The following is a 25,426-nucleotide window of genomic DNA, read 5'->3' as shown; positions in this document are numbered from 1 at the left end:
GCCTGCACCGGGAGGGTCCACTCGGGGTGACACCGCAACGACGCCGTGTTTGAGGGGAGTGTTCGACGTGGGGAAGCTGGACAGGAAGGTCGCCTTCATCACCGGGGCGGCCCGGGGGCAGGGACGCAGTCACGCGGTGCGGCTGGCGCAGGAGGGGGCCGACATCGTCGCGGTCGACATCTGCGCCCAGATCGACACCGTGCAGTACCCGATGGCGACGCCGGACGACCTGGCCGAGACCGCCCGGCTGGTCGAGGCGCTCGACCGGCGGATCGTCACGCGGATCGCCGACGTGCGCGATCCGGAGGGCCTGCAGGCCGCCTTCGACGCCGGGGTGGCGGAACTCGGGCCGGTCGAGATCGTGCTGGCCAACGCCGGGATCGCGCCCATCTCGCTGGATCCGCGGCCGGGGGAGTGGCAGGACGTCGTCGACGTGAACCTGACCGGGGTCTACAACACCGTGGAGGTGGCCCGGCCCTCGATGGTCGCGCGCGGGGTGGGCGGGGCGATCGTGCTGACCAGTTCCACCGCCGGGCTCGTCGGCATCGGCAGCGCCACTCCGGGCGGGCTGGGCTACACCGCGGCCAAGCACGGGGTGGTCGGCCTGATGCGGCTGTACGCCAACAAACTCGCGCCCTACTCGATCCGGGTGAACACGGTGCACCCCACCGGGGTGGACACTCCGATGGTCATGAACGAGGCCATGCAGACGTTCCTGAACCAGGCCGCGGCCGAGGGGTCCAGCCCGCTGCAGAACGCCCTGCCGGTACCGATCCTCAAGGCCGAGGACATCTCCGCCGCGGTCGCCTGGCTGGTCAGCGACGAGGCCCGGTACATCACCGGGGTCGCGCTGCCGGTGGACGCAGGATTCACCAACAAGAAGTAGAAGGAGCACCACTTCGTGACCGCCGCACCGCAGTCCGCCGAGCGCGCCCGCACCCTGGCGGGGGTGCGGGCCACCTACGCCGCCTTCATCGCCACCGGTTTCGTCTTCGCCAGCTGGGCCTCCCGGATCCCGCACTTCCAGGACCAGCTCGGCCTCAGCCCGGGGCGGCTGGGGCTGCTCCTGCTGGCGATCGCGGTCGGGTCGCTGATCTCGCTGCCGATGGCCGGGGCGATCGTCGACCGGTTCGGATCACGCCGCACGGTGGCGGTGATGGCGGTGCTCGACGGGCTGGCCGTGGTGCTGGTCGCGATCGGCTACGAGGTGGGCGTGCCGCTGGTGGCGCTCGGACTGGTCTTCTTCGGGTTCGCCCAGGGCGGCTGGGACGTGGCGATGAACGTGCAGGGGGCGGTGGCGGAAAGGCGCCTGGGGCAGGCGATCATGCCCCGCTTCCACGCCGGGTTCAGCCTCGGCACGGTGGCCGGGGCCCTGCTCGGGGCGCTGCTGGTGGGGCTGGACGTGGCCCCGTCCGTACACCTGCTCGTCGTCGGACTGGTGATTGCCGCCGCGGTGCCCACCGCCGTCCGTAATTTCCTGCCGGACAACGAGACCGAAGCCGAACCCGGTGCCCCGGCCGCCCCGCGAACGTCTGCTCTGGTGGCCTGGACCGAACCGCGAACCCTGCTGATCGGGCTGTTCGTGCTGACTTTCGCCTTCGCCGAGGGATCAGGCAACGACTGGGCCGGGGTGGCCCTGATCGACGGTTACGGAACCTCCGACTCGGTGGGCACTCTCGGGTTCGCCCTGTTCCTGACCGCGATGACGGTCGGGCGCTGGTTCGGCCCGCACCTGCTGGCCCGCTTCGGCCGGGTGGTGCTGCTGCAGGCGATGGCGGCTGCCGCGGCGCTCGGGGTGCTGCTGTTCGTTCTCGCTCCGAATGCCCCGCTGGCCTTCGCCGGGGCGCTGCTGTGGGGGCTGGGAACGGCGCTCGGCTTCCCGGTCGGGATGAGCGCCGCCGCCGACGAACCGGCCCGCGCCCCGGCCCGGGTGAGCGTGGTCGCGTCGATCGGCTACTGCGCGTTCCTGGGTGGGCCGCCGCTGGTGGGCCTGCTCGGCGACACCTTCTCGGTGCTGAGTGCCCTGCTCGCGGTGGCGGTGGCCATGGCCGTCGGGTTCCTGGTGGCTCCCGCGACCAGAGAGCCGAAAGTGCTCGAGCCGCAACGCTGACAGGTCAGTCGGGCGGCAACGGCCGGCTGCTGCGTCCGGCGACGCCGGTGAGTTCGGCGTCGAGCGTCTCCTGGGCCACCCGCATCACCTCGGCCTGCTCGGGAAGCTCCAGGCGCCGCCAGATCTCGGCCTCGCTCACCTGTTCGATCACACTGACCACCCACCAGATGTTGCCGAAGGGATCGCGGAGCCGGCCGCCTCGCTGCCCGAAGGCGTCGTCGGCGGCCGGGGTGACCACCCGGCCCCCGGCCGCTGTGCCCCGTTCCAGGACGGCGTCGGTGTCGGACACGAAAACCCGGAGCAGGCTGGGCACAACCGGCCAGTCGGGGCGCCGGTCGAAGGCCAGGACGACGGTGTCGCCGATCCGGATCTCGGCGTGCCCGATCAGGCCGTCCGCGGTCCGGATGCGGGCGATCTCCACGCCCCCGAACACCTGGGTGACGTAGTCGAGGAGGGCTGCCGTGTCGTCGGTCACCACCCAGGGAGCGACGCTCGTGTAGCCGGAGGGGACGGTGGTCATGAATTCTCCTGGGCTCGACGGGTTCGGCACCAGCCTAGGAGGGGATCAGGAACGGGCGCTTCCTGATCGCCGGTTCCGGGAGCGCACGGCGTGGGCCGGGACCACCTCGCCGGGTTCCACCGTGGCTCCGCGCAGCACGGTCGCCCGGGCCGCCACCCAGGCTCCCCGGCCGATCCGGACGGGTGCGTTGTCGAACTCGAAGGCCGGGTCGTCGTGCCGGTGACTCCCGGTGCAGAGCATCGACTCCTGGCTCAGGCAGACGTCGTCCTCGATGGTGATCGGGGCCAGGTTCAGCAGCCAGGCGCCCTCGCCGATCCAGCAGTCGTCGCCGATGCTCAGGTTCCACGGCCACAGCACCCGCACCCGGTGGCGGATCAGCACCCGCTCGCCCACCCGGGCGCCGAACGCCCGCAGGATGGCCGGCCGGAGACGGGGCGGCAGCCACCATTTCGAGAACACCAGGTTCATCGTGGCGAACCAGGCCGCCTGCCAGAGCTTCGAGCGGCCCTTGTCGTAGCCGGCACCGGTGAAGGCGGCCAGGTCACGTTCGAACGACGGACGATCGGGGTCGCCGGAGAGCAGCCCCTCGGTGATCGGGGTGGCCGGGGCGAGCAGGGTGTTCATCGGCGGCACGGTGCGCCGGGCGGCAGCGGGGCGGGCCGGCGGCGCCTGGGTCAGGTCGATCTCTTCGCTCATGGCTGCAGGCACTCCTCGATCAGTGCGTCCAGGCGGGCCGCGGCGGCCTCGCGGCCCAGGTTGGCCTCGGCGTAGACCCGCCCCAGCAGGCCCATCTCGTTGCAGTGGCCGGGCCGGCCCCGCAGCGCCAGCACGCCCTCGGCCAGTGCGGCCGGGTCGCCGGGGGCGATGAGGTGCGCGGCACCGTTGGTGCGGCGCAGTTCGGCGGAGGTGGCGCCCTCCGGGCCGACCGCGGCGATCACCGCCCGCCCGGCCGTGAGGTAGGAGGTGAGCTTGCTGGGCAGCGACATGTCACCCACCCCGGGCCGCTCGTTGACCACCAGCAGGTCGGCCGCGGCCAGCGACTGCGGGTAGCGCACCCCGTCGAGCGGCTCGACGAAGTGCAGGTTCCGCAGCCCGCGGGCCTGGGCCCGGACCGCCTCCCGCTGGCTGCCGTCGCCGACGATCACGAACCGCACCCCGGCGTCGCGTTCCGCGCAGATCCGGGCCGCCTCGACCAGATTGCCGAGATCCTGCTTCAGCCCGATGTTCCCGGTGTGGACGACGGTGAAGGGCTCCCGCGGCCAGCCCAGCGCGTCGCGGGCGTCGGCCTTGGACAGGTCCGAGGCGCGGATGTGGGTCCAGTTGGGCAGCAGCCGGATGCGCTCGGCGGGCACCCCGTAGGCGAGCAGTTGCTCGCGGAAGGACTCGCTGACCACGGCCACCAGATCGGCCCGGCGCAGGGCGTGGCGCTCGACGGCCGCGGTCGCCTGGGCGACCCGGCCGCCGCCGGAGATCCCGCTCTGCGAGGCGGCCTTCGCCATCAGGTCCTGCACCACCACGATCAGCCGGGCCCCGGTGCGCCGGGCGACCTGGGCCGCGGCGACCGCCCCGCCGAGCGCGGGGGTGACCGCCAGCACCACGTCGGGGCGCTGCTCGATCCGGGTGGTCAGGCAGTTCAGCAGGAACGTGAGCTCGTAGCCGGCCCGGCGGGCGGCGGTCTGCCGGGCCGGGACGTAGTGGCGCAGCCGCCGGATGGTCAGCCCACCGGCCTGGCCGGTGGCGCCCGAACCGGTGAGGCCGTCGAACGCGTCACCGGTCTGCCGGCCGATCTCGTTGCTGCGCAGGCGGAACCGGTACTGCGGTTCGAGCTGCCAGTTGGGGTAGTGCGGCATCCCGGTGAGCACCGTGACGCTGCGGGCGTGACCGGCCAGGTGGTCGGCCATGCCGGTGGTGTACGGCGCGATGCCGGTGGGCTCGGGGGCGTAGTTGATGCCGACCATCAGCACGTGCCGGCCGGCCAGCGGGGTGGTGTGGCGCTGACTGGGGACTGCCCGGGGGGTGGGGGCCTTCGGCAGGATCACCGGCAGTTCGGTCTGCGTGACCGGAGTGCGGGTGGAGGGCGTTGAATCCATGTCAGTAGGCTCCCGAGCCCTGGGTGACGGCGCGGACGGTGCGCCAGAGGATGGACAGGTCGAGCGCCAGCGACCAGTTGTCGACGTAGCGCAGGTCGAGCCGCAGCGACTCTTCCCAGGTCAGGTCGGAGCGGCCGGAGACCTGCCAGAGGCCGGTCATGCCGGGGCGCACCCGCAGCCGGCGGATCTCGGTGGGTGAGTAGCCGGCCACCTCGCTGGGCAGCGGCGGCCGGGGGCCGACCAGCGACATGGTGCCGCGCAGCACGTTCAGCAGTTGCGGCAGCTCGTCGAGCGAGTACTTGCGCAGCACCCGGCCGATCGGGGTGACCCGGGGGTCGTTGCGGATCTTGAACAGCACGCCGTTGCCCTCGTCGGCGTCGGCCAGCTCGCGCAGCCGGGCCTCGGCGTCGGTGACCATCGAGCGGAACTTGTACACGGTGAACTCGCGGCCGTCGGTGCCGACCCGGGTCTGCCGGAACAGTGCCGGGCCGGGGCTGGTCAGCCGGACGGCCAGGGCCAGGGCCAGCATCAGCGGGCCGAGCAGGAGCAGCAGGACCAGGGTGGCGCTGTAGTCGAAGGCCACCTTCATCGCCCGGCGGGTGCCCCTGAGCCGGGGGCGCTCGAGGTGCAGCAGCGACATCCCGGCCAGCGGCCGGATCGACAGGCGGGGCCCGGCCACCTCGACGATGCCGGGGGACAGCAGCAGTTCGACCCCGCGGTCCTCCAGGGCCCAGGAGAGCCGGCGCAGGGCGTGCCCGGACAGGTCCGGCTGGGACACCACGGCCACCGCGTCGGCGGCCGTGTACTCCACCGCGGCGAGCACGTCGGACGGGGTGCCGACCACCGGCACGTCGTGCACGTGCGAGGGGGAGACCTCCTCGCCGGGCAGGCAGACGCCGACCGGGACGATGGCGTGGTGCAGCGAGTTCTCGGTGTGGCGCAGCTGCTCGATCAGGGCCACCGCCGCGTCGCTGCGGCCCACCACCAGGGTGCGGTGCAGGCCGCGCCCGGCCGCCCGGGAGCGGCGCAGGCCGATCCGCAGCAGGCAGCGCCCGGCCATGCTGCCGAGCACCGCGAACGGCACCGACATCAGGGCCAGGGTGCGCGGGAAGTTGCCGTTCAGGCTGTAGGCGACGATGGCCACGGTGGCGAACAGGATCAGGCCGGCCCGGGTGAGCCGGTGGAACTCCTCCACCCCGGCGCCGACGAAGCGGTGTTCGTAGGTGCGGTAGAGCCAGGCGAGGGTGACCCAGGTGGCCGGCAGCAGCACCGGCAGCAGCAGGTACACGTCGGGGACGGTGCCGAACCGCACCCGCACCGCGAGCGCGGCGCCCAGTGCGGCCACCGCCGCGTCGATCAGGCGCGCACACCGGCTGTAACGGGCCAGCAGGTCGCGGGGGCGCTCCAGGCGCCGGGTGATCCGGTGATTGGTGCGGGGTGAGGGCACCAGCAGTTCGTCGAAACCGACCTCGGCCGCGCCGGGGGCCCACCGTTCGCCGGGCCTGGAATCCGAATCGGTCACCGGCTGCCGGGGCACGCCCGACGGCTGGGTCTGGATCAGCTGCTCGACGGACAGTGCTGCTCCCGAAACCTCGGACACGGACATCGGAATTCGGCCCCCCACGGCACGGACTACGGCCCGAACGGAACTGACCCCCGTTGGCCGATCCGGACCCGGTGCCCAGGCTAGGACGAATGATCTTGCTGCGTCGGGCTTTCCGGCCGTCCCGGCGGATCAGGCCCGTTCGGGTGGCACGCCCGGCCCGCCCGGCCGATGGCGGATTCACCGATCGGCCGATGGCCCTCCCGGTCCTTCCGGAAAGCGGTGCCCGGGCATTTCCGGACATCGGTGAGGGTGCGCCCGAGGGGTGAAGCCCACCGAATGCGGAAATGCTGAAGGCGCGGCCCGGAAAAGGAATTCCGGTGCGGTCCCGGGAATCGGCGACGCCATTGCCGCGAGCCACGGGGTCGGCCGGTGGCCGCCGCCTTCCCTGGCCCGGCCGGTCGCTCAGTGTTGCCAGATCACTTTCTGCGATCAGAACCGTACACGAAGTGAGGCAGGGATGTGGCACTCAGGTATTGACGCGTTGCATTGGGTGATTAATGGTGATTTGACCGTCTGGTCCGGCGAACGGCCACGGGGACTGCGGGTGCCGGCGGAGCTTCTTCCCTCAGATGCTCGAGGAGCGACTGGTGACAGTGAACGAGACCACCGGCAGGCCGGGGGCCCCGGCCACCGGGCGGCACCTGGCCGAGCCCGGCCCGGAACCGGCCCAGCCCGACGACCTGGTGACCCGGCTGCTCGGCGCGGCCTGCTACCTGCACGACGACATCGCCGACTTCGCCCACAGCTCGCTGCTTTTCCCGAGCCGGCGGGCCCTCAGCCCGAACTGGGAGGTGGACGTCGTGGCCCTGGCCCGGCACGCGTCCCGGGCCCGGGAGCTGCGGGCCACCCGCGACCGCTGGCTGAACCTCGCCCTCTGGTCGATCGGGGCCGCCCTGATCGGGTCGTTCGTCCTGCTGGTGGCCGGGGCGCTGAACCTCTTCGAGCTCGTGCTGGTGGTGATGTTCCTGATCTTCTGGGCCTACGTGATCGCGGTCTGGACGGTGTACACCCAGTTGCGGGCGGCCCGCCGGGCGGCGATCGGGGTGGTGCTCGACCCGCGGGCCGATCCGCCCCCGCCGCCGGCGAGCCTCGCGGCCGAGGAGGCTCTGCACGACCTGAACCACTGCAACGCGGTGCTCTACCGGGCCGACGGCGCGCCCTTCGTCGGCTCCGGGGTCAAGCTCGACAACTGGCAGATCACGATCGACATCAGCCGCCGGACCGGGCCCGGGTCCGAGCCGGTGACCGGGGCCGACCTGCAGGCCGCACTGCTGGAGCTGCTGCCGGGCAAGGTCTCGCCGCGACCCTCGGCCCAGCACCGGCTCTACGTCAGGGGTGGCGCCAGTGCGCTCGGGGTGGAGCTGTACCGGATCGGGCCGGTCGAGCGGGACCTGGCCGAGGCGCTGCACTTCCGGCGGCCGGTCACGGTGGTCCCGTCCGCCCACCTCCAGCAGTACTACGACCGTCGCGACGAGTCGGCCCGGGTCTACACCTGTTTCCAGCAGTCGGCGCTGGGCGGGCAGGTGGTGGTGAGCCTGTTCGTGCGGGCCCACGTGGCCAACCAGACGCTGTTCGTCGAGGGCCAGGTCTACGCCCTGCGCCCGCTGCACCCCGAGCTCTACGAGGTGCGCTCGCTGGCCGCCGGGGGCTCGGCCGAACTGCAGGAGCTCGGCCCGGTCGCGCTGTCCACCGCCACCGCGCTGCTGCTGAACGCCCCCTCGGCGATGATGAAGAACGCCCGCACCGCCCGCCAGGACGCGGCCAACGCGGCCGAGGCGGACACCGAGATCGCCAACCGGCGGGACGTGGACTTCGGCGCGGTGAAGAGCGTGCGGGAGCAGGTGACCAACTTCGACCTGGGCGAGCACTTCGCCGCCGCCGACGAGGAGCTGTACTACCAGGTCTTCGTGCGGCGCACGATGGAGTGCATCGACCTCTTCCTGTCGTCCCGGGGCGTGGACACCACCGAGTTCGCCGGTCAGAGCGCCGAGATCATCAGCCAGACCACCACGAACGCGCGTACGGTCTACGGAGCGGCCAGCAGCTGAGCCGGGGTGTTTGCGCCCAAACCCGGCGCAAACACCCGTCCATTGTTGGGATCCCGACTCGCCGGACGTCCCGAATGGTCTGACAGTGGGCCGGTGACGTCCCCCTCCACCCCCGGCCGCCGGACCGACCCGGCCGCCTACAGCGACCTGCGCGACTACGCCGTTCTGGGCGACGGGCGAACCGTGGCCCTGGTCACCAAAGGTGGCTCGGTCGACTGGTTCCCCGTACCCGACCTGGACTCCGTGCCCCCGTTCGCTGCGTTGCTGGACGCCGAGGACGGGGGCCGGATCGAGCTCGCCCCCACGATCGACTGGAGCGTCGAAAGGCGTTACCTGCCCGGCACGAACGTGGTCGAGTCGGTCTACACCACCGCGCGCGGGCGGGTGCGGGTGACCGACTCGCTGAACAGCGGGGTGGCCGGAAGGCTGCCCTGGGCCGAACTGGCCCGCCGGGTCGAGGGCCTGGAAGGCCGGGTCCCGATGGCCTGGCGGGTGCGGGCGGGGACCGGGCTGGGCAGCTTCTCGCCCTGGGTGCAGCAGACCGCGCACGGACCGGTGCTGCGGATGGACGAGGTCATGATGGCCGTGCGTACCCACGCTGCCGGCGAGCCTGAAGTAGGTGCCCAGCACCTGGCCGGCACGTTCGAGACCGAGGCGGACAGCCGTCATCTGTTGGCGCTGGTCGGCACCCACGACGAGCCGCTCAACCTGCCGCCCGCAGAACACATCGACGCGCGGATCGACCGGTCGATCGACGGCTGGCGGGAGTGGACGTCGCAGGTCGGGTACGAGGGGGAGGACCGCGAGCAGGTGCTGCGCAGTGCCCTGGCCCTGAAACTGCTGCTGCACAGCCCGACCGGCGCGATCGCGGCCGCCGGGACCACCTCGCTGCCGGAGAGCCTGGAGGGCGGGAAGAACTGGGACTACCGCTACACCTGGGTCCGGGACACCGCCTACACGCTGGACGTGATGCTGCGCCTGGGACTGCGCGAGGAACCGCACGCGGCGGTGGCCTGGCTGCTGCACACCATCCACACCAACGGCCTGGAGGTGTTCTACCGGCTGAACGGGGACCGGCCGGGGGAGCGGTCCCTGGCCGACGTGCCGGGCTGGCGGGGGATCCAGCCGGTCGTCACCGGCAACCCGGCGGCCGGGCAACTGCAGCTGGGGATCTACGGCGACCTGTTCTCGGTGGTGCGGCGTTACGTGGAGGCCGGGCACGTGCTCGACCGGCGGACCGCGCGGCTGCTCGGCGGCCTGGCCGACCGGTGCTGCGACACCTGGCAGCGCCGCGACGCGGGGATCTGGGAACTGGAGCGCGAGGAGCACTACACGTCCTCGAAGATCGGTTGCTGGCAGGCCCTGGACTGCGCGGTGGCGCTCGGCGAGGTCGGGCAGCTGCCGGGCGACGTGGAGCGCTGGGCGGCCGAGCGCGACCGGATCCACGCCTGGGTCAGCGAACACTGCTGGTCGGCCGAGCGCCGGGCCTACACCTGGTTCGCCGGCAGCGACCTGCTCGACGCCTCGGTGCTGCAGGCGGCGGTCACCGGGTTCGACACCGGCGAGCGGGTCTCGCAGACCATCGACGCACTGCGCGAGGAGCTGGGCCGGGGGCCGTTGCTGTACCGCTACAGCGGCGCCGAGGACACCGAGGGGGCGTTCCTGACCTGCTCGTTCTGGATGGTCACGGCGCTGGTCACGGTGGGCCGGGGCAAGGAGGGGGCACAGCTGCTGGCCGAGCTCACCCCGCTGGCCAACGACGTGGGGCTGTTCGCCGAGATGGTCGACCCGGCGACCGGGGACTTCCTGGGCAACCTGCCGCAGGGCCTGAGTCACCTCTCGCACATCGACGCCGCCCTCGCCGTGTCCGGCTACGACGAGGGCGGCACCAAGTCCGCCACCAGTTAGTGGATGGCGTCCACGTGGGCGGCCGGGTGGTTGGGGAAGGTCTCCTTGGCCCGGAGCACCATCAGCAGCGCCACCGCGATGAGCACGGCGCCGACCAGCGGCACCAGCACCAGGTGGCCGTGGCCGTAGAGCCGCTCGCCGATCAGGGCGCCGCTGCCGATGCCGATCTGGAAGGCCACCACCTGCACCGAGGCGGCCGCGTCGGGGCTGCGCGGGGCCCGGCGGATCACCGCCGCCTGCAAGGTCATCGACAGCGGGGACGAGGAGTAACCCCACAGCAGGACCGCGATCACCGTGACCACCGGGCCGGGCGTGCCGATCAGCACCGCGATCGACACCACCATCACGGCCAGGATGGTGATCATCACCAGGTCGTGCCGCCGGTCGATGAAGCGTCCGGCGGTCAGGTTGCCGAGCACACCGGCGATGCCGAAGCCGAGCAGCAGCAGGGCCAGGGCCCGGCCCTCGAGCCCGCCGCTGCGCTCGGCCAGCGGGGCGATGTAGGTGTAGGCGGTGAACTGGCCGACCACCACGACCACGGTGATCGCGCAGCCGGGCAGGGTGGCCCGTGAACGGATCTGCCGGCCGGCGTTGGCCAGCTGGCCGATCAGGGTGGCGCCGGCGTCACGGGGCAGCACCGGCAGCTTCGGCACCAACAGGAAGACCGCGACCAGGCTGAGCGCCGCCGAGCCGGCCACGCAGGCCACGGCGGTGCGCCAGCTGGTGGCCTGGCCGATCACGGTGGCCAGCGGGGCGCCCATCACCATGGCCAGGGCGGAGCCGGTGAAGACCACGCCCATCGCCTTGCCGGCCAGGCCGGGCGGGGCCAGCCGGGCGGCGAGCGGCGCGACGATGGCCCAGAACACCCCGTGCGCGGCGGCCGAGAACACCCGGGAGAGCGAGAGCACGGTCAGGGTCGGGGCGAACGCGGCCATCAGCTGGGCCAGCACGAACACCACCAGGGTGCCGGCCAGCAGCTGGTGCCGGGGGAAGCGCATGGTCAGGGCGGTGAGCGGGATGGTGGTCACCGCGGCCACGGCGGCGTACGAGGTCAGCAGCAGGCCGACCTGCGCCTGGGTGACGTCCAGGCCGGCGCTGATCTCGGGGAGCAGGCCGACCGGCATCATCTCGGCCGTCACGAAGATGAACGAGCACGTCGCCAGGACGACCAACGCGGCATAGTTGGGTCTGTCCGGCAGGCGGAAGTCGCCGGCCGGTTCGGGGAGAGGGGTGTGGGTCTGGCTCAGGTCGGGGCTGGACACACGCTCGATATTAAACTCTGTCGTCGAGCAAATACAGGGAGTTGGGCCGGTCGTGATCGGCACGAGGGCGTCCGAACTGCTCCGGGTGGTGCACGAGAACCCGGACGTGACCAGGGCGGACGCGGCCCGCATGGTGGGGGTCGGGACCGGCGCGGCGACCGGGCTGGTGGCGCGGCTCACGGCCGCCGAGCTGATCAGCGAGCGCCCGGCGGGGGTGGTCGGGCGGGGCCGGCCGACCACCGTGCTGCAGCCGCACCCCCGGGGTCCGCTGGTGCTGGCGGTGGCCTTCACCCACGAGTCCTGGCGGGCCGAGGTGGTGCAGCTCGGCGGGGCCGTGGTGGCCTGCGACGGCGACGAGGAGATGGTGCACGCCTACGGTGAGGGCGAGCGGGTCCTGCTGTCGGTGAAGGAGCGGCTGACCAGGTTGCGGCGGCGGTTCCGGGGGCGGATCCGGGGCATGGGGGTCTCGGTGCCCGGCCTGGTCGCGAAGGACCGGCTGGTCGAGGCCAGCACGCTGGGCTGGTCGGGGGTGGATCTGACCACCCTGTGGCCGAACGCGCCGGTGATGGCGGTCGGCAACGACGCCACCTTCGCCGGGGCGGCCGAGTCGCATCGCGGCGCGGCCGTCGGGGCTGCGCTGGCGCTGCACATCCGGGTCGATGCCGGCCTGGGCGGGGCGCTGGTCGAGAACGGCCGGGTGCTCGCCGGGGCGATCGGCCTGGGCGGGGAGTTCGGGCACATCCCGTTCGGTGCCGGCGACATCGAGTGCCCCTGCGGGGCAAGGGGTTGCTGGGGGCCGAGCCTGGACGGGCACGCCCTGGCCCGGCTGATGGGCCAGCCCGACCCGGCCGACCCGGTGGCCTACGCCCGCCGGGTGCTGGCGGCGGACGGCGAACGCGAACGGGGGGCGGTCGCGGTGGTCGCGGCCCGGCTCGGGCGCGGGATCGCCGGGCTGGTCAATGCGATCGACCCGGACCTGGTCACGGTCGGTGGCCTGGGGGTGGACTACCTGGCCGCGGCCTCACGCTCGCTCGACGACGCGTATCTGGCCGGGCTCATGGCTTTTCGGCGCGCGGATCCGCCGCCGGTGCTCGCGGCCTCTCTGCTCGAGGGCGGGCCGGTGGCGGGCGCGGCGGAGGAGGCGTGGGCCCGGTTGTGGCCGCTGCTGCCGACCTGAGCAGCTCAGCTCTCGGGCAGGTTTTCGGGCAGGTTTTCGGGCAGGTACAGGCAGAACGGGTGGCCCGAGGGGTCCTGCAGCACCCGCACGTCGTCCTGCGGCTGGAAGTCGCTCAGGGTCGCCCCGCACTCCTGGGCCCAGGCCACCGCCGGTTCCAGCTCCTGCACCAGGATGTCCAGGTGCACCTGCATCGGGGTCTGGCCCGGCTCGGCCGGCCACGCCGGCGGCGCGTAGTTCGCCTCGAACTGGAACGACAGGCCCGCCCCGGAGGGGGCCCGGAGGATGCGCCAGTAAGGGAGCTCGTCCTTCTCCAGTTCCCAGTCCAGCAGCCGGAGGTAGAACTCCGAAAGGCCTTTCACGTCGTCGGTGTCGAGCACGGTCGAGGTGAACTTCAGCGACGGCTTGGTCATGTGACCACCCTGACACGAGTCGTCCTAGGATGCTGTTCATGTCGCCCAGCGCAGGTGTCACTTACGCAGATGTCCAGGACGCGGCGCAGCGGATCGCCGGGGTGGTGCACCGTACCCCGGTCGTGACCAGCCGCCGCCTCGATGCGCGAGCCGGTGCCCGGCTCTTCCTCAAGTGCGAGAATCTGCAGCGGGCGGGGGCGTTCAAGATCCGCGGGGCGTACAACGCGCTCGCGCAACTGAGTCCGCAGCAGCAGCGGGCCGGGGTGGTCGCGTTCTCGTCCGGAAATCACGCCCAGGCGGTCGCCCTGGCGGCGAGCCTGCTCGGGATCCGGGCCACGATCGTCATGCCGCACGACAGTCCGGCCTCGAAACTGGCTGCCACCAAGGAATACGGTGCCGAGGTGGTCGGCTACGACCGGTTCACCCAGGACCGGGCCGCGATCGCCGATGCGCTGGCCCAGGAACGCGGGTCGGTGCTGATCCCGCCGTTCGACCATCCCAGTGTGATCGCCGGGCAGGGCACGGCGGTCAAGGAACTGCTTGAAGACGCCGGGGGCCTCGATGCGGTCTTCGTACCTCTGGGCGGTGGTGGGCTTCTGAGCGGGAGTGCGCTCAGCGTGCGGGCTCTCGCGCCCGAGGCCAAGATCTACGGGGTGGAGCCGGAGGCCGGTGACGACGGGCGGCAGTCTCTGCAGGCCGGTGAGATCGTCACCATCCCCACCCCTGAGACCATCGCCGACGGAGCCCAGACCACCGCCCTGGGCCGGCACACGTTCCCCCTCATCCGCGACCTGGCCGACGGGGTTCTCACCGCTTCCGACACCGAACTCGCCGATGCGATGCGGCTTCTCGCGGTCAATGCCAAGCTGGTGGTGGAACCCACCGGGGTGCTCGGGCTGGCTGCCGCCCTGAGGCTGGCCGAGGGGCGGGTCGGGGTGGTGCTCAGCGGCGGCAATGTGGATCTCGACCGCTACGCCCGGTTGCTCAGCGACTGAGGAAGGCGCCGCAGTCGCTGACCGGTAGCGGCGTGCTGAACCAGGCACCCTGGGCGTGGTCGGCGCCGAGCGAGGTGACCAGGGCCTCGTCGGCCTCCGTCTCCACCCCCTCCACGGTGACCTGCAGACCCAGCCGGTGGGCGAGGGCGATGGTCGAGGCCAGCACGTCGCGCCGGGCCGAGCCCGGTACCGGCGGCTGCGGGTGCCGGCCGGACCCGAACAGCCGGCCGGGGCGACGGGCCGGGGTGGCCGAGGCCGGGCTCGGCAGCGGGCGCTCGGCCGAGAGGAACTCACCGGCCAGCTTGAGCGTGCCCACCCCCAGCCCGGGCAGTTCCGAGAGCCGGGCCAGATGGGCCCGGCCGGTGCCGAAGTCGTCGAGGGCCAGGCTGACGCCCACGTGCGCCAGGTCGCGGATCACCGCCTGGGCCGCCGGGTCGCCCAGGGCCGCGTTCTCGGTGATCTCCAGCTGCAGCAGGTGCGGCGCCAGGCCGGTGTTCTCCAGCACGGTGACCACGTGCCCCACCGTGGCCTGCTCGGTGAGCTGCTGCGGATCGAGGTTCACCGAGACCACCGGGCCCCGGGGCAGCGTGCGGCCCCAGGCCGTGGCCTGCAGGCAGGCCCGTTCCAGCACGCTGCGGCCCAGCTCCTCGATCAGCCCGGCCCGCTGGGCCAGCGGGATGAACGCGTCCGGCTCGAGCAGGCCCAGCCGCTCGTGCTCCCAGCGGGCCAGCGCCTCGACCATCTCGACCCGGCCCGAGCGCAGCCCGACGATCGGCTGGTAGTGCGCCAGCAGCCGGCCGGAGCCGATGGCCGCGGGCAGCTCGGCGGCCAGGGTGAGGCCGGCCACCTGCCGGGCCGCCCGCTCGACCTCGAACAGCGCGATCGAGCCGGTGCCCCGGTCGCGGGCCCACGAGCCGGCCAGGCCGACGTCACGCAGCACCGTGTCCGGATCGGCGGAGGCGGTGGGCCGGGAGACCACCCCGACCGAGGGGGAGAGCACCATCGACCGCTCGCCCAGGGTGATCGGCGCGCGCACCGCGTTCTGCGCGGCGGCCACCCGTTCGGCCACGCTGTCCTGACCGTTCCGGTCCGGGGAGCGGACCCCCACGGCGGCGACGATGAACTCGGCCCGGCCCACCTTGCCGATCAGCTCGTCGGCGCCGGGGAAGCGGGTCTGCAGCCGCTCGGCCACCGTCTTCAGCAGCTCGTCGCCCACCGCGGGCCCGAAGCCCCGGTCGAGCGGCTCGAACCCGCCGAGGGTGAGCAGGCAGACCCCCAGCACGCCGGGGGGAGAGGAGTCGAGCAGCCGGCGCAGCGCGGCGGTGAAGCCCTTGCGGTTGAGCAGACCGGTGACCGGGTCGCGCAGCTCGGCCGCCCGCTGGTCGGCCCGCACCCGCTCGAGCGCCAGCAGGGCCGAGCTGCGGATCGCCTCCTGCTCGCGGAGCGTGCGCTCGCGCACCGCCCGGACGAAGCCTGAGCTGAGCGCGGAGACCACCTCGGCCACCCGCCCCTGCAGCTCGTCGTCGCCGGTGCCGAGGAACCGGCGGATGACCAGGGCGGTGGTGCGGCCCAGCGCCTCGGGCGCCGCGAAGCCCATCTGCACCAGGGCCTGGCCGGCCTCGGCGGCCGGGGCCGGGTCGAACGGCTCCTCGCGCAGGATCCGGATCAGCCGGATCGCCCACCGGCGCAGCTCGGCCACCACGACCGTGCGGTCGGCCGCGACGTGGCCGGTGTCGGCGATCAGCCGGGCCCACTCCCAGGCGAACAGCGCGGTGTTGACCGAGGTGCCGTCGAGGGTGAGGACGTTGCGTTCGTCCGGGCCACCGTCGGCCCCGATCGCGGGGGTGCTGCGACTCATGCTGGCTCCGCCGTTCATGATCGAGCGTTTGCCGTCGGCCCGGGACCGGATGCGTACCAGGTGGTTCGGCGTGCGGGGCGGGACTTCCTCGGCCCGGTCGGGGGTCGTGTCCACCGGTCTCCTCCACAACTGCGGACCGCGGCCCGTCGTCGGTGGGTGTTGCCCGGCGACCAGGACCAATCGGCCTGCGGTCCGGGTCGTCACCCGAGCCTAGTGGGTTGTTTTGCACATAAGTAGCGGAACCGGGCGTGGGTCGCGCTCAGGCCCCTGACCTGGCCGGACAGGGTGGAAAAGGGGCGAACGGACGTCGGTTTCGGGCTCGGTGCCAACGATGTCGATGCAGTGGGAGTGCCATAACTCGGTTCGGACACGCTGAAGCTTTAACTCAGAGTTGAGGTCCACTACAGTGAGCTACGCCAATTCGGACGGCAGGTGGAACCCGGACGCCTCCGCAGGGATCGCGTCACCGCGCTCCGGGAGCCGGAGCCGGGAGGCTTCGCGGAACAGGTGAGAGGGGCTTCTGCGTGCCGGAGGACCTTTCGGAGGTCGGTCTGCCGGGTGTCGCCGTCGGTGGCGCCGGAGTCCTCCTTGTCGTGCTCGGGTGTGTCGTGGTGCTGCTGGCGGCCCGCTACCGCCGGGAGAACACCCAGCTGAGAGCGAGAGTCACCGAGTTGTCGATGGAGAACGACCGCTGGCACGAGGATTTCGCGGCGGCGACCGGTGAGCTGACCGCCCTGCGCGACGGCCTGCACGCGAACTGCGCCTATCGAGGGGCACCACGAGCGGAGGCGTCATGAGTGACCTGGCCGGGCGGGCCGAGCAGGCCCGCCGTCTTGCCGGCGAGATGTGGGCGGGCGCAGGCGATTCCGCCGAGCGCACCCGTGAGCAGATGGAGCGGTACCCGGAGCTGACCGCCGCGGCCTTCGGCCTGTCGCTATTCCTGCTGGTGCTCGTGGTGTTGGTGATCCGGGCCGTGCGGCGCAGCACGCGGCGGCACCAGGCTGCGCAGCTGCGGGACGACCTGGTGGACGCCGTGCGGATGGGCGAGATCGACGCCGGGGGTGCCGACGACTTCCGGGTGTTCGCCATGATCGACTTCTGCGACCGGGTGGCCAAGGGCGGCCGCCGCCCCCACTCCGGCCGCCACGCCAGCACCCGCCCGGTGCTCGACAGTGCCCTGGCCAGCAGCCTGATCAGCGCAGTGGGGCCGGGCAGCCTGCTCCCGCCCGGCGGGCCGTTCTGGCCCTACGCCGCTCCGGAGCCGGGCGAGGTCGAGATCAACGACGTCTGGGTGCGCGCGGTCAGTTTTCAGCGCCAGGTGATGGGCCGGCGTCGCAGCCGCGACGCCGAGTTCGTCGAGCCCGTCCCAACCCCTGGCTCCGCCCCGGCCCCCCGACGTCTCGTTTCGGTGCCCACCGGGGAACTGCCGTTCGTGACCGCCGGGCAAACGTTGTCGGCCGAGTCTGCCGGCCCGGCTGAGGCTTCTTGGTCGGCTGCGGATGACGTGGCACTGGCCGAGGAGGAGGCACTGGCCGAGGAGGAGGCGGTGCACCCGCTCGAGGCCGTCTCTGGTTCTGATGCAGCCTTCGCCTCCAGTGCGGAGTTGGAGCTTGACCTGGAGCTGGGGTTGGAGGACACCCGGCCCTCGCCGGTGGTCCGGCTGACCGGCCGGCACGTGGACCTCCCCGATTCGGGGGCGCCGGACACCTCTCCGATCGCCCTGGTGTCGGATCCGGAGATCAGCGTTGAAAGCGATCGGGCGCCTGCGCTGGGTGACGAGGTCCTCGACGCCGAGTCGACCTCGTCCGAGGCCACTCCCATCGCCGACTCGATCCTGGCCGCGCATGTCACCGACGCCGGCGCCGGTCTGGACGACGGCTCGGCTTCGCCGGACGCTCGGGCGGCAACGGGTGCGGTGGCAGAAGGTGCGGACGTGACGACGATGTCAGGCTCCCTCGGCCTGGCGTCTGACACACCTGCTGCCGAGGCCGGCCGTTGGGACGGCGTTGGGGTGGCGGTGAGCAGCGGCGGTGCGGTCGCCGCGGATGAGGCTGCTCACGGGATGTCGGAAGCGACAGTTGGGCAGAAGTCGGCCAGCGCGGAGGTCAGGCCGTTCGCTGAACCTGCCGCGCTGGACGCTCCTGAGCGGGAGGCTGCTACTTCCGTGCGTGCAGTTGGTTCGGCCACCGTGGGTTCTGCCGGGGCAGGCTGGGCCACCGCAGGTTCGGAGGCTGTGTGTTCGGATATCGGGGATTCCGTCACTGCGGGTTCGGAAGCCGTGGGTTCAGTCACCGGAGGCTCGGACACCGCGAGTTCGGCCACGGCAGGGTCGGCCATTGCGGATCCGGCCACCGAAGGTTCGGTTACCGGGGATTCGCTCACCGCGGGTTCGGAGGCGGCGGGTTCGGTGCCTGCGGGTTCGGTGCCTGTTGGTTCGAGGATCGCTGGTTCGGGGGCGGCTGTGTCGCCGGAGGTGCTGCCGGGAGTCGCTGTCACGGCTGCCGCTGCTCCGCAGACCGTGGACTCGCCACACGCGGATGAATGGGCTTTTGAGTCCGCAGCCGGTGTTGCTGAAGCTCCCGTTCCGGCAACTGCTGACTTGGTGATTCCTGCCTCAGGAGTGGATGTTCCAGGGAATTCCGGTGCTAAGTCTGAGGCAGCCACCCTTGCCTCGGCGGAGCCCGCTGTCCCTCCCTCCCATCAGCGTTCGAGCGTTCCGCAGGCCTTCGATCCGCTCAGCGATCCGCTGTCCAGTCCGGTGTACGAGCCGGGGGACGCTCCGTCGGAGGAACTCGAGCCCGTGTTCCTGGCGGCTGCGGCGGCTCAGAAGGCGGCCGATCGGGCAGCGCAGGAGCAGGCCGACCAGGAGCGGCTGATGCAGGAGAGGGTGGCCCGGCGCTGGGCCGCTCTCAGGCAGGTGGCCAAGGAGCGGGCGGCGGAGTCGGCGGGCGAGTCGGCTGTCGGTCAGGTGGGTGCCTCCTTCCGGCGTAGTGCAGAGGCCGCGCTGGGGGATGCTGCCGTGGCCCCGGTGTCCAGGGCACGGACGGGTGGGATGCGGCCCGAGGTCGCGCCGTTCCGCTCGGCCCAGGACGAGGTGGGCCAGCGTTCGGCGGCGCTGAGTCGGCCAGCGCGCGACGAGGCGGCGCCGGTCCGGGCCACGGGAGCAGACGTGGCGTCTGCTCGAACTGCGACGGGTGAGGTGTCGTTGACTCCTGCCGCACGGGGTCAGGTAGCGGACGCGGCGGCGCCGCTTCCAGGGGCAGGGGGCGAGGTGGCGTCCACTCAGTCCGCGATGGGTCAGGTGGCGTCGACTTCGTCGGTGCGGGACCAGGTAGGGCTGAGTGCGGCGGCCCGGGACGAAGAGGTCCGAATCCAGACTGCACTGACCCAGGCCGCGCAGGGTGAGCTGGTGTTGGGCGAAGAGGCCGTGGGCGAGGTGACGCAGACGGCGCCGGACGCTCGGATGCAGGCTGAGGCGCCGGATGACGCCGCTGAGTGGGTCGAGCCGGCGCGGTCCATCGATCTGCGTTCCCTTGACCGGCCTCGGCACGAGGCGCCGCAGCAGATCGATCTCACTCGGATCGAGCGTCTTCAGGCGCAGTCCATCGAGATGGCGGTGGGGCGTTCTTCGCTGGTGCAGTCTTCGTCCGGTGAGGCGCTCGTTGGGACTGCCCCTGCTCCGGCACCCCTGGAGGGCGCGGGGGCCGAGGGGCATCGGTCGGTGACCGAGCGGGTTACGGGACCGATCCCTATTGCTCCGTCAGCGTTCGAGGGTCCTCACGGGCGGGTGTCGCAGTCCGTACGGTCCTTGCTCCAGCCCTCGCCTCTGCCCACGCCGCCGCTCCCGGCCATCGATGGTCAGGCGGGGTTGGCGAAGGGAGTGGTTTCGGGGCCGATGGACCTGCCGCTGACCCGGCGCGAGCTTCGTGAGCCTGAGGGTGCGCGGCGGTCGGTGCGGTATCACGTGGGGGAGGCTCACGTGGCCGGTGACTCCGGTGACGCCGTCTCCGAGGCCGAGTGGGCGGCCGAGCGGTTCGTCCAGGAGCCCGCCGCCGGAGGCAATGAGCCGGCACCGCCCACGAATCCCATCCCCGTCTCCACAATTCCTGCTGAACAAGTGCCGGACGAGTCTGAGACCGTCGAGCTGCGGCCGCGCTGGATGAGCCCGGGAGGAACGCCGGCCGAGCCGGTCGGCGGTGTGGACGATGCTGCCGGACCCAGTCAGGAGCGGCCGAGCGGTCCCACTCCGCGCTCCGGGTTCTTCGGGCGCCGGGCCCCGCGGCGGGCTCGTAGCAATCTGATCGAGGTGACCGGGCACGGCAAGCCGCCGGGCGCACTGGTGCCGTTCGACCAGGTTCCGCCGCAGGGCGGCGCGCCCGAGGTCGAGACCGCAGACGTCCGCGATGCTCCGCGAGTCGGGGACGAAGCCGTCCGTTGATCTTGCTCTTACTCCGCCGGGCGGGCTCAGGAATCTGGGCCCGCCCGGTCCTGCGTGGGTTGGCTGACACCAGTTGATGCACCCCTGCACTACCCGGAACGCCCTGCGCAGGTTGTCCTGAATTGACCCGGCTCCGGCCGGTCGCCCGGGCCGCATCGCTGCCCGATGAGGCGGTATCCACCCGCACAGGGGTCGGGTGGATGCTTGCCTTGCCCCGGCTCGTCCGGTCCGGCCGAACTGGCGCCGAGTGGCCCGTGCCCTTCTTGGCTTCCGTTGTCCGCGTGCTTTTTTGGGCCTGCCGACAGCCCGGTTGCCACGGCGGTGCAGTGCGCCGGGCTTGGCGTGATTGCTCAGATCACATCGGGATACCACTTTCGTTTCGTCGTCAATGGGCTGTTCGTGCCGTACCTTGCGGTGACCGGTGACAGATCCGGGCGAATGAGCGAAAGTGGAGGTCTTGCGTGCGGGGCGCGGACTTCCCCGGAAGGACTGCGCGGATGGGGCAGATGGGCATGACCCAGCAGGTGCCGGGTGGCGCGACGAGTCAGCCACCGTTCGGTGAGGCGCAGTCCGCCGCCGTGCTCTTCTCGGTCGCCGAGGGCACGGGGCGCCGGGCCGCCCGGCCGGGCCAGGAGGTCACGGTCGGCCGCAGCCGCACGTGCGACCTGCGTGTCGCCCACGAACCGGAGGACGACCACGTCTCCCGGCACACCGCCACGCTGCGGGTCCTCGCCGACTGCGTCCTGATCCGCAACGTCTCCTCGTCCAAGCTGCTCACCCTGCGCCCGCACACCGGGGCCGCCCGTACGGTCGAGCCCGGCGCGGCCACCACCTCGCTGCCCTGGCGCCAGTTCGACGTGGTGGTCACCGGGCGCTTCGGCCGGGAGTACGTAGTGCAGGTGGATGCCCGCGGTCTGCCGCCCTCACGTCCCGAGACGGAGGAGGAGACCGACTCCTCACCCACCGTGGTGGTGCCGCCGATCATGCTCACCCCGGCCCAGCGGCGGCTGCTCACCGCGCTGTGCGAGCCGCTGCTGACCCGTTCCGGGCCGGAGGCCAGCGCCGCCACCTACCGGCAGGTGGCCGAGCGGGTCGGGCGTCGTCCCGGCTACGTGCGCAACGTGTTCAAGCAGGTGCGGGAGAAGCTGGACAGCCACGGGGTGCCCGGGCTGGTCTCCCGTGAGCGGCCGGACGCGGCCGAGGACTTCCGGCTCCCGCTGGCCATGTGGGCGATCCGCAGCGGCACCATCACCCGCGCCGACCTGGTGCAGGCCCAGGCCTGGTTCACGGTGGCCGAGGCCGATCCCGACCGTGAGGACGAGGAGGCCTGAGACCGCCGCCCGGCGGGCTCAGTAGGCGCCCTCGCCCTTCAGCACGGCCCGTACCGTGCGCCAGAGGATGCTCAGGTCCAGCGTCATCGACCAGTTGTCCACGTAGCGCAGGTCCAGCAGCAGGGACTGCTCCCAGCTCAGGTCGGAACGGCCGGAGACCTGCCACAGCCCGGTCATCCCGGGCCGCACCCGCAGCCGGCGCACCGCGTCGTCGGAGTAGCCGGCCACCTCGCTGGGCAGCGGCGGGCGCGGGCCGACCAGGGACATGTCGCCCTTGGCGACGTTGATCAGCTGGGGCAGTTCGTCCAGCGAGTAGCGGCGCAGGAACGCCCCGATCGGGGTGATCCGGGGATCGGCGCGCATCTTGAACAGCACCCCGTTGCCCTCGTCCTGCTCGGCCAGCTCGATCAGCCGGGCCTCGGCGTCGGTGACCATCGAGCGGAACTTGTAGATCGAGAACTCCCGGCCCCCGACCCCGACCCGGGTCTGCCGGAACAGGGCCGGGCCCGGGCTGGTGGTGCGCACCGCGACCGCCACCGCGATCAGCAGGGGCGAGAGCACGAGCAGGACGAAGCTGCCGAGCAGCCGGTCGAAGGCGGCCTTCAGCAGGAGGTCGCCGCCGGCCGCGGTGGGTTGTTCCAGGTGCAGCAGCGAGAGCCCGGCCAGCGGCCGGATCGACAGGCGGGGCCCGGCCACCTCGACGATGCCGGGGGAGACCACCAGTTCGACGTCCAGGTCCTCCAGGGCCCAGGCCAGTTCGCGCATCGGGTGCCCCCAGAGGTCGGGGTGCGAGACCACGGCCACCACGTGCGCTCCGGTGGCCTCGACGGCGGCCAGCACGTCCTCGGGCCCGCCCATCACCGGAACCCCGTCCAGGGCGCTGGGGGTGACCGGGCTGGCGGCCAGGCAGACCCCGACCGGCACCATGCCGCGGTGCGTGGTGTGCCGCAGCAGGTGCACCAGTTCCACCGCGCCCTCGGCGTCGCCCAGCACGATGGTGCGCTCCAGCCCGATCCCGGCGGCGCGGGCGTGGTGCAGGCGCACGCGCAGCAGCTTCCGGGCGGCCAGGGCGCCCAGCACGGTGACCGGCACGGCGAAGAAGACCACCGAACGGGAGACGTTCGAGCGGGAGAGGTAGCTGGTGACGGCGATCGCCGCGAAGAGCACCACCCCCGAGCGCAGCACGCGCTGGAACTCCTCGGTGCCGGCGCCCAGGAAACGCCGTTCGTAGACCCGGTCCAGGCCGGCGATGCCGATCCAGACCACCGGCAGCACGATCGGCATCCAGGCCCAGAAGCCGGGGGCCTCGCCGTCGAAGCGCAGCATGATGGCCAGCAGGGCCGCGGCGCCGGCGCTCAGGGCGTCGGCGAGCAGGGCGTTGCGGCGGTAGCGGGTCAACGCCACCCGGGCATCGATGTCGGCGTGGCGGGGGAGGCCACGGTCCGGTCTGCTCTCGTCCCTCCCCGAGGCCGGGCCCGAAGACGGGCCCGAGGTCGAGCCCGACGCTGACACTGCACCCGCACTGCCCGCCACCCCCGGGGCCGGGCGGGTGCCCGCATCGGCGATATCGGTGGTGCCGATGTGATCCGCGGGCCGGGAGTGAGCGGGATTGTTCTCATCCTGCGGGCTTACTCGCCGGGACATCAGGACAAACCCCCACAACGCGCTGGCCGATCGCTGTTGTTAACCGGGTCCGGCTCGCGGCAGGCCGTGCGGCGGCCCACCGGCGCCGGTCCAGGCGCGCCCAACCCTAGGCCATTCATCACTGCCCGCGTTCGGTTATTCACTTCTGGTCACTAGAACATCCGTGCAGGTCAGAGGGATGCCTTAATTGCCCGGAATTGACCGGGAATTGATGGACGAGTGGTGGTTGCGTTTGGTTACCGGGGCGAAAGTGGGGCGGGGAAAGATCGGGTGACTCGCCCCGTCCTGTCGCTCTTGCGTTGATCGACGGTGCATCATCTGTATCGGGCGAGCACCGTGGATCCGCCGGACGGGTGAACTACCCTCACGGTGACCCCCACCAAGGGTCAGTGAGCGACGCAGGGAGTCTGAATGCCGCCCTCGGAGACTTCGCGCCACCGCGGAGCCGGCCGCACCACGGTCGAGTCCAAGCCGCGGCTGATCCCCGGCCCTTCGCCGGAGGACAGCCTGCGTCAGGCGCTCCAGCCGCCCTGGGCCGCGCGCCGCGCCCCGGCCCGCCGGGCCCAGCCGTTCACCCCGGCCGGAGACGGCATCTCCCGGCAGCTGTGCTCGGCGATCCACCTGAACGCCTCGTTCGGCGGCGAGGTCCTGAACGACCTGGTCTATCCGGACTGGAAGGCGATGGCGCCGAACTGGCACATCGACGCGGTGGCGCTGGCCCGGCACGCGGCCCAGGCCAAGCAGCGCCGGGAGACCCGGGACGTGTGGCTGCTGGTGGTCACCGCCGCGGTGGCGATCATCGCCGAGGTGGCCCTGGTGTCCATCTTCACCGGCGGGCTGGGCCCGGGTGGGCTGCTGATGCTGATGTTCTTCGCGATCGTCGGTGCCTACCTGGCCGGCTTCGTCATCGTCTGGGTGCACTACCAGGCGGTGCACGACTCGGCGCTGGCCTCGATCGGCATCCGGGGGCTCAACGCGGTGGCCCCGCCGCCGTTGCCGCCCGACGTGGAGGAGTCGATCCGCAGTTCGATGCGGGCCAACGTGGTGGTGTTCGCCGGCAAGACGCCGTTCAACGGCTCGGGCGAGCAGATCGACCGGTGGAGCTTCACCGTGGACACCCGGGTCGGCACCCTCGACTCCGGGCTGGGCAAGCGCGCCGAGCCACGTGTGTTCGAGGCGCCCGACCTGCACCGGTACCTGCTGGAGCAGATCCCGCAGACGATGGAGAACAAGCCCCGTACGGGGCAGCGGCTGTACGTGATCGGTGGGCACGCCCGCACCGTGGGCGGCCTGTTCCGGCACGGTCCGGTGCTCGACGACCCGGACTACGAACTGCGGTTCCGCCGGCCGGTCAGCGAGGTCAAGCAGGAGCGGATCGAGCAGTCGCTGCGCGCCCAGCACCGTTCGGCCCGGCCCTACACGTTCTTCGAGATCACCGGCTGGGACGGGCAGGTGGTGGTCACCCTGTTCGTGCGGGTGGAGAAGCGCGGGCCGATGCTCGAGGTGGAGATGTCGGTCTGCGCGCTGCGCCCGCTCAAGCCCGACTACGGCGACGTGGTGAAGATCCCGCTGGGGCCCGGCGCGCACCGGCTCCCGTTGCTGCGCACGGTGTTCCCGATGGTCTGGCCGCTGCTGTGGGGCAGCCCGGCCCGGGCGATCCGCAAGATCCGGATCGACCGGCAGGAGGCCGCCGACCGGGTCGACCTGGACCAGGAGCTGGAAGAGCGCAACGACCTGAGCTGGGCCGCCGCCGCGAGCCTGCGCGACCGGACGGCCGCGGCCGCCAACGGCAATCACTTCGGTGCGGCCGACGAGAAGATCTACCACAACGCGTTCAAACGCCGGTCGATCGACGTGCTGCGGGAGTTCCTGGTCGAGCACGACGTGGACGTGAAGGAGTTCGACCTGGCCGCCTCGTTCATGGTGCCGGGCATCACCGCCACCCCCTGAGGCGAAGACCGGCGGTGAGACGCACAGCCGGCCCCTAGGAAACGGTCGGCCGCTGGTCAGGCGCTGGGTGAAGAGTCGT

Annotated in this window: 18 protein-coding genes; 10 read left to right on the top strand and 8 right to left on the bottom strand. The window is 72.1% G+C overall.

Annotated elements, in window-relative coordinates; all coding sequences use genetic code 11:
- Window positions 1-67: 67 nt before the first annotated feature.
- Together LWF15_RS16560 and LWF15_RS16555 are read left to right on the top strand one after the other, a co-directional pair.
- Entirely contained in the window at window positions 68-886 is an 819-nt protein-coding gene (locus LWF15_RS16560; protein WP_232811725.1) for a mycofactocin-coupled SDR family oxidoreductase, read from the top strand.
- Between the two features lie 15 nt (window positions 887-901).
- Window positions 902-2,110, top strand: a complete 1,209-nt coding sequence (locus LWF15_RS16555) for an MFS transporter (RefSeq protein WP_232811724.1) — start codon at window positions 902-904, stop codon at window positions 2,108-2,110.
- A gap of 4 nt (window positions 2,111-2,114) precedes the next feature.
- Here LWF15_RS16555 and LWF15_RS16550 read toward each other — a convergent pair whose 3' ends face one another.
- The 4 genes from LWF15_RS16550 to LWF15_RS16535 form a co-directional block, all read right to left on the bottom strand.
- Complete coding sequence (locus LWF15_RS16550; RefSeq protein ID WP_232811723.1) at window positions 2,115-2,630, bottom strand: VOC family protein; 516 nt, start codon at window positions 2,628-2,630, stop codon at window positions 2,115-2,117.
- 45 nt (window positions 2,631-2,675) lie between these two features.
- Window positions 2,676-3,254 (bottom strand): LbetaH domain-containing protein, encoded by a 579-nt coding sequence (locus LWF15_RS16545; protein ID WP_408623430.1) that lies wholly within the window; start codon window positions 3,252-3,254, stop codon window positions 2,676-2,678.
- A gap of 68 nt (window positions 3,255-3,322) precedes the next feature.
- Complete coding sequence (locus tag LWF15_RS16540) at window positions 3,323-4,720, bottom strand: glycosyltransferase (protein WP_232811721.1); 1,398 nt, start codon at window positions 4,718-4,720, stop codon at window positions 3,323-3,325.
- A 1-nt stretch (window position 4,721) separates the two neighbouring features.
- Window positions 4,722-6,320 (bottom strand): sugar transferase, encoded by a 1,599-nt coding sequence (locus LWF15_RS16535; RefSeq protein ID WP_232811720.1) that lies wholly within the window; start codon window positions 6,318-6,320, stop codon window positions 4,722-4,724.
- Between the two features lie 593 nt (window positions 6,321-6,913).
- On the opposite strand from LWF15_RS16535, the gene LWF15_RS16530 reads away from it, so the two are divergent.
- Both LWF15_RS16530 and LWF15_RS16525 read left to right on the top strand, forming a co-directional pair.
- Window positions 6,914-8,374 (top strand): hypothetical protein, encoded by a 1,461-nt coding sequence (locus LWF15_RS16530; protein ID WP_232811719.1) that lies wholly within the window; start codon window positions 6,914-6,916, stop codon window positions 8,372-8,374.
- 93 nt (window positions 8,375-8,467) lie between these two features.
- Window positions 8,468-10,282 (top strand): glycoside hydrolase family 15 protein, encoded by a 1,815-nt coding sequence (locus LWF15_RS16525; protein WP_232811718.1) that lies wholly within the window; start codon window positions 8,468-8,470, stop codon window positions 10,280-10,282.
- On the opposite strand, the gene LWF15_RS16520 is transcribed toward LWF15_RS16525, so the two are convergent.
- Window positions 10,279-11,544: an MFS transporter gene (locus tag LWF15_RS16520; protein ID WP_232811717.1), complete on the bottom strand. Its 1,266-nt coding sequence runs from the start codon at window positions 11,542-11,544 to the stop codon at window positions 10,279-10,281. The two genes, LWF15_RS16525 and LWF15_RS16520, sit on opposite strands and share 4 nt — an antisense overlap.
- Window positions 11,545-11,596: 52 nt before the next feature.
- Here LWF15_RS16520 and LWF15_RS16515 point away from each other — a divergent pair, with 52 nt between their 5' ends.
- Window positions 11,597-12,721 carry an ROK family transcriptional regulator gene (locus LWF15_RS16515; RefSeq protein ID WP_232811716.1) on the top strand — a complete coding sequence of 375 codons (1,125 nt, stop codon included), beginning with the start codon at window positions 11,597-11,599 and terminating at the stop codon, window positions 12,719-12,721.
- Window positions 12,722-12,726: 5 nt separating this feature from the next.
- Here the strand turns inward: LWF15_RS16515 and LWF15_RS16510 are convergent, their stop codons facing one another.
- Entirely contained in the window at window positions 12,727-13,131 is a 405-nt protein-coding gene (locus tag LWF15_RS16510; RefSeq protein ID WP_232811715.1) for a VOC family protein, read from the bottom strand.
- A 38-nt stretch (window positions 13,132-13,169) separates the two neighbouring features.
- On the opposite strand from LWF15_RS16510, the gene LWF15_RS16505 reads away from it, so the two are divergent.
- Window positions 13,170-14,126: a threo-3-hydroxy-L-aspartate ammonia-lyase gene (locus tag LWF15_RS16505; protein ID WP_232811714.1), complete on the top strand. Its 957-nt coding sequence runs from the start codon at window positions 13,170-13,172 to the stop codon at window positions 14,124-14,126.
- On the opposite strand, the gene LWF15_RS16500 is transcribed toward LWF15_RS16505, so the two are convergent.
- A complete protein-coding gene (locus LWF15_RS16500) occupies window positions 14,116-16,098 on the bottom strand; it encodes a putative bifunctional diguanylate cyclase/phosphodiesterase (protein ID WP_232811713.1) in 1,983 nt (660 codons plus the stop codon). The genes LWF15_RS16505 and LWF15_RS16500 overlap by 11 nt on opposite strands.
- A 410-nt stretch (window positions 16,099-16,508) precedes the next feature.
- Here LWF15_RS16500 and LWF15_RS16495 point away from each other — a divergent pair, with 410 nt between their 5' ends.
- The 3 genes from LWF15_RS16495 (at window position 16,509) to LWF15_RS16485 (ending at window position 21,753) form a co-directional block, all read left to right on the top strand.
- Window positions 16,509-16,781, top strand: coding sequence for a hypothetical protein (locus LWF15_RS16495; protein ID WP_232811712.1), 273 nt, complete (start codon window positions 16,509-16,511; stop codon window positions 16,779-16,781).
- On the top strand, window positions 16,778-20,422 hold the full coding sequence (locus LWF15_RS16490) for a hypothetical protein (protein WP_232811711.1): 3,645 nt from the start codon (window positions 16,778-16,780) through the stop codon (window positions 20,420-20,422). The genes LWF15_RS16495 and LWF15_RS16490 overlap by 4 nt, the downstream gene beginning before the upstream one ends.
- 497 nt (window positions 20,423-20,919) lie before the next feature.
- Window positions 20,920-21,753 (top strand): hypothetical protein, encoded by an 834-nt coding sequence (locus tag LWF15_RS16485; protein WP_232811710.1) that lies wholly within the window; start codon window positions 20,920-20,922, stop codon window positions 21,751-21,753.
- Window positions 21,754-21,771: 18 nt separating this feature from the next.
- Here LWF15_RS16485 and LWF15_RS16480 read toward each other — a convergent pair whose 3' ends face one another.
- On the bottom strand, window positions 21,772-23,157 hold the full coding sequence (locus LWF15_RS16480; RefSeq protein WP_232811709.1) for a sugar transferase: 1,386 nt from the start codon (window positions 23,155-23,157) through the stop codon (window positions 21,772-21,774).
- 651 nt (window positions 23,158-23,808) lie between these two features.
- Between LWF15_RS16480 and LWF15_RS16475 the strand changes: the two genes are divergently transcribed.
- A complete protein-coding gene (locus tag LWF15_RS16475; RefSeq protein ID WP_232811708.1) occupies window positions 23,809-25,347 on the top strand; it encodes a hypothetical protein in 1,539 nt (512 codons plus the stop codon).
- The last annotated feature ends 79 nt before the right edge of the window (window positions 25,348-25,426 follow it).

The sequence above is a fragment of the Kineosporia rhizophila genome, from assembly GCF_021277265.1.
GTDB classification, from domain to species: Bacteria; Actinomycetota; Actinomycetes; order Actinomycetales; family Kineosporiaceae; genus Kineosporia; species Kineosporia rhizophila.
The sequence above is the reverse complement of the archived record's forward strand: the minus strand, read 5'-3'. Positions and strand labels throughout refer to the sequence as shown.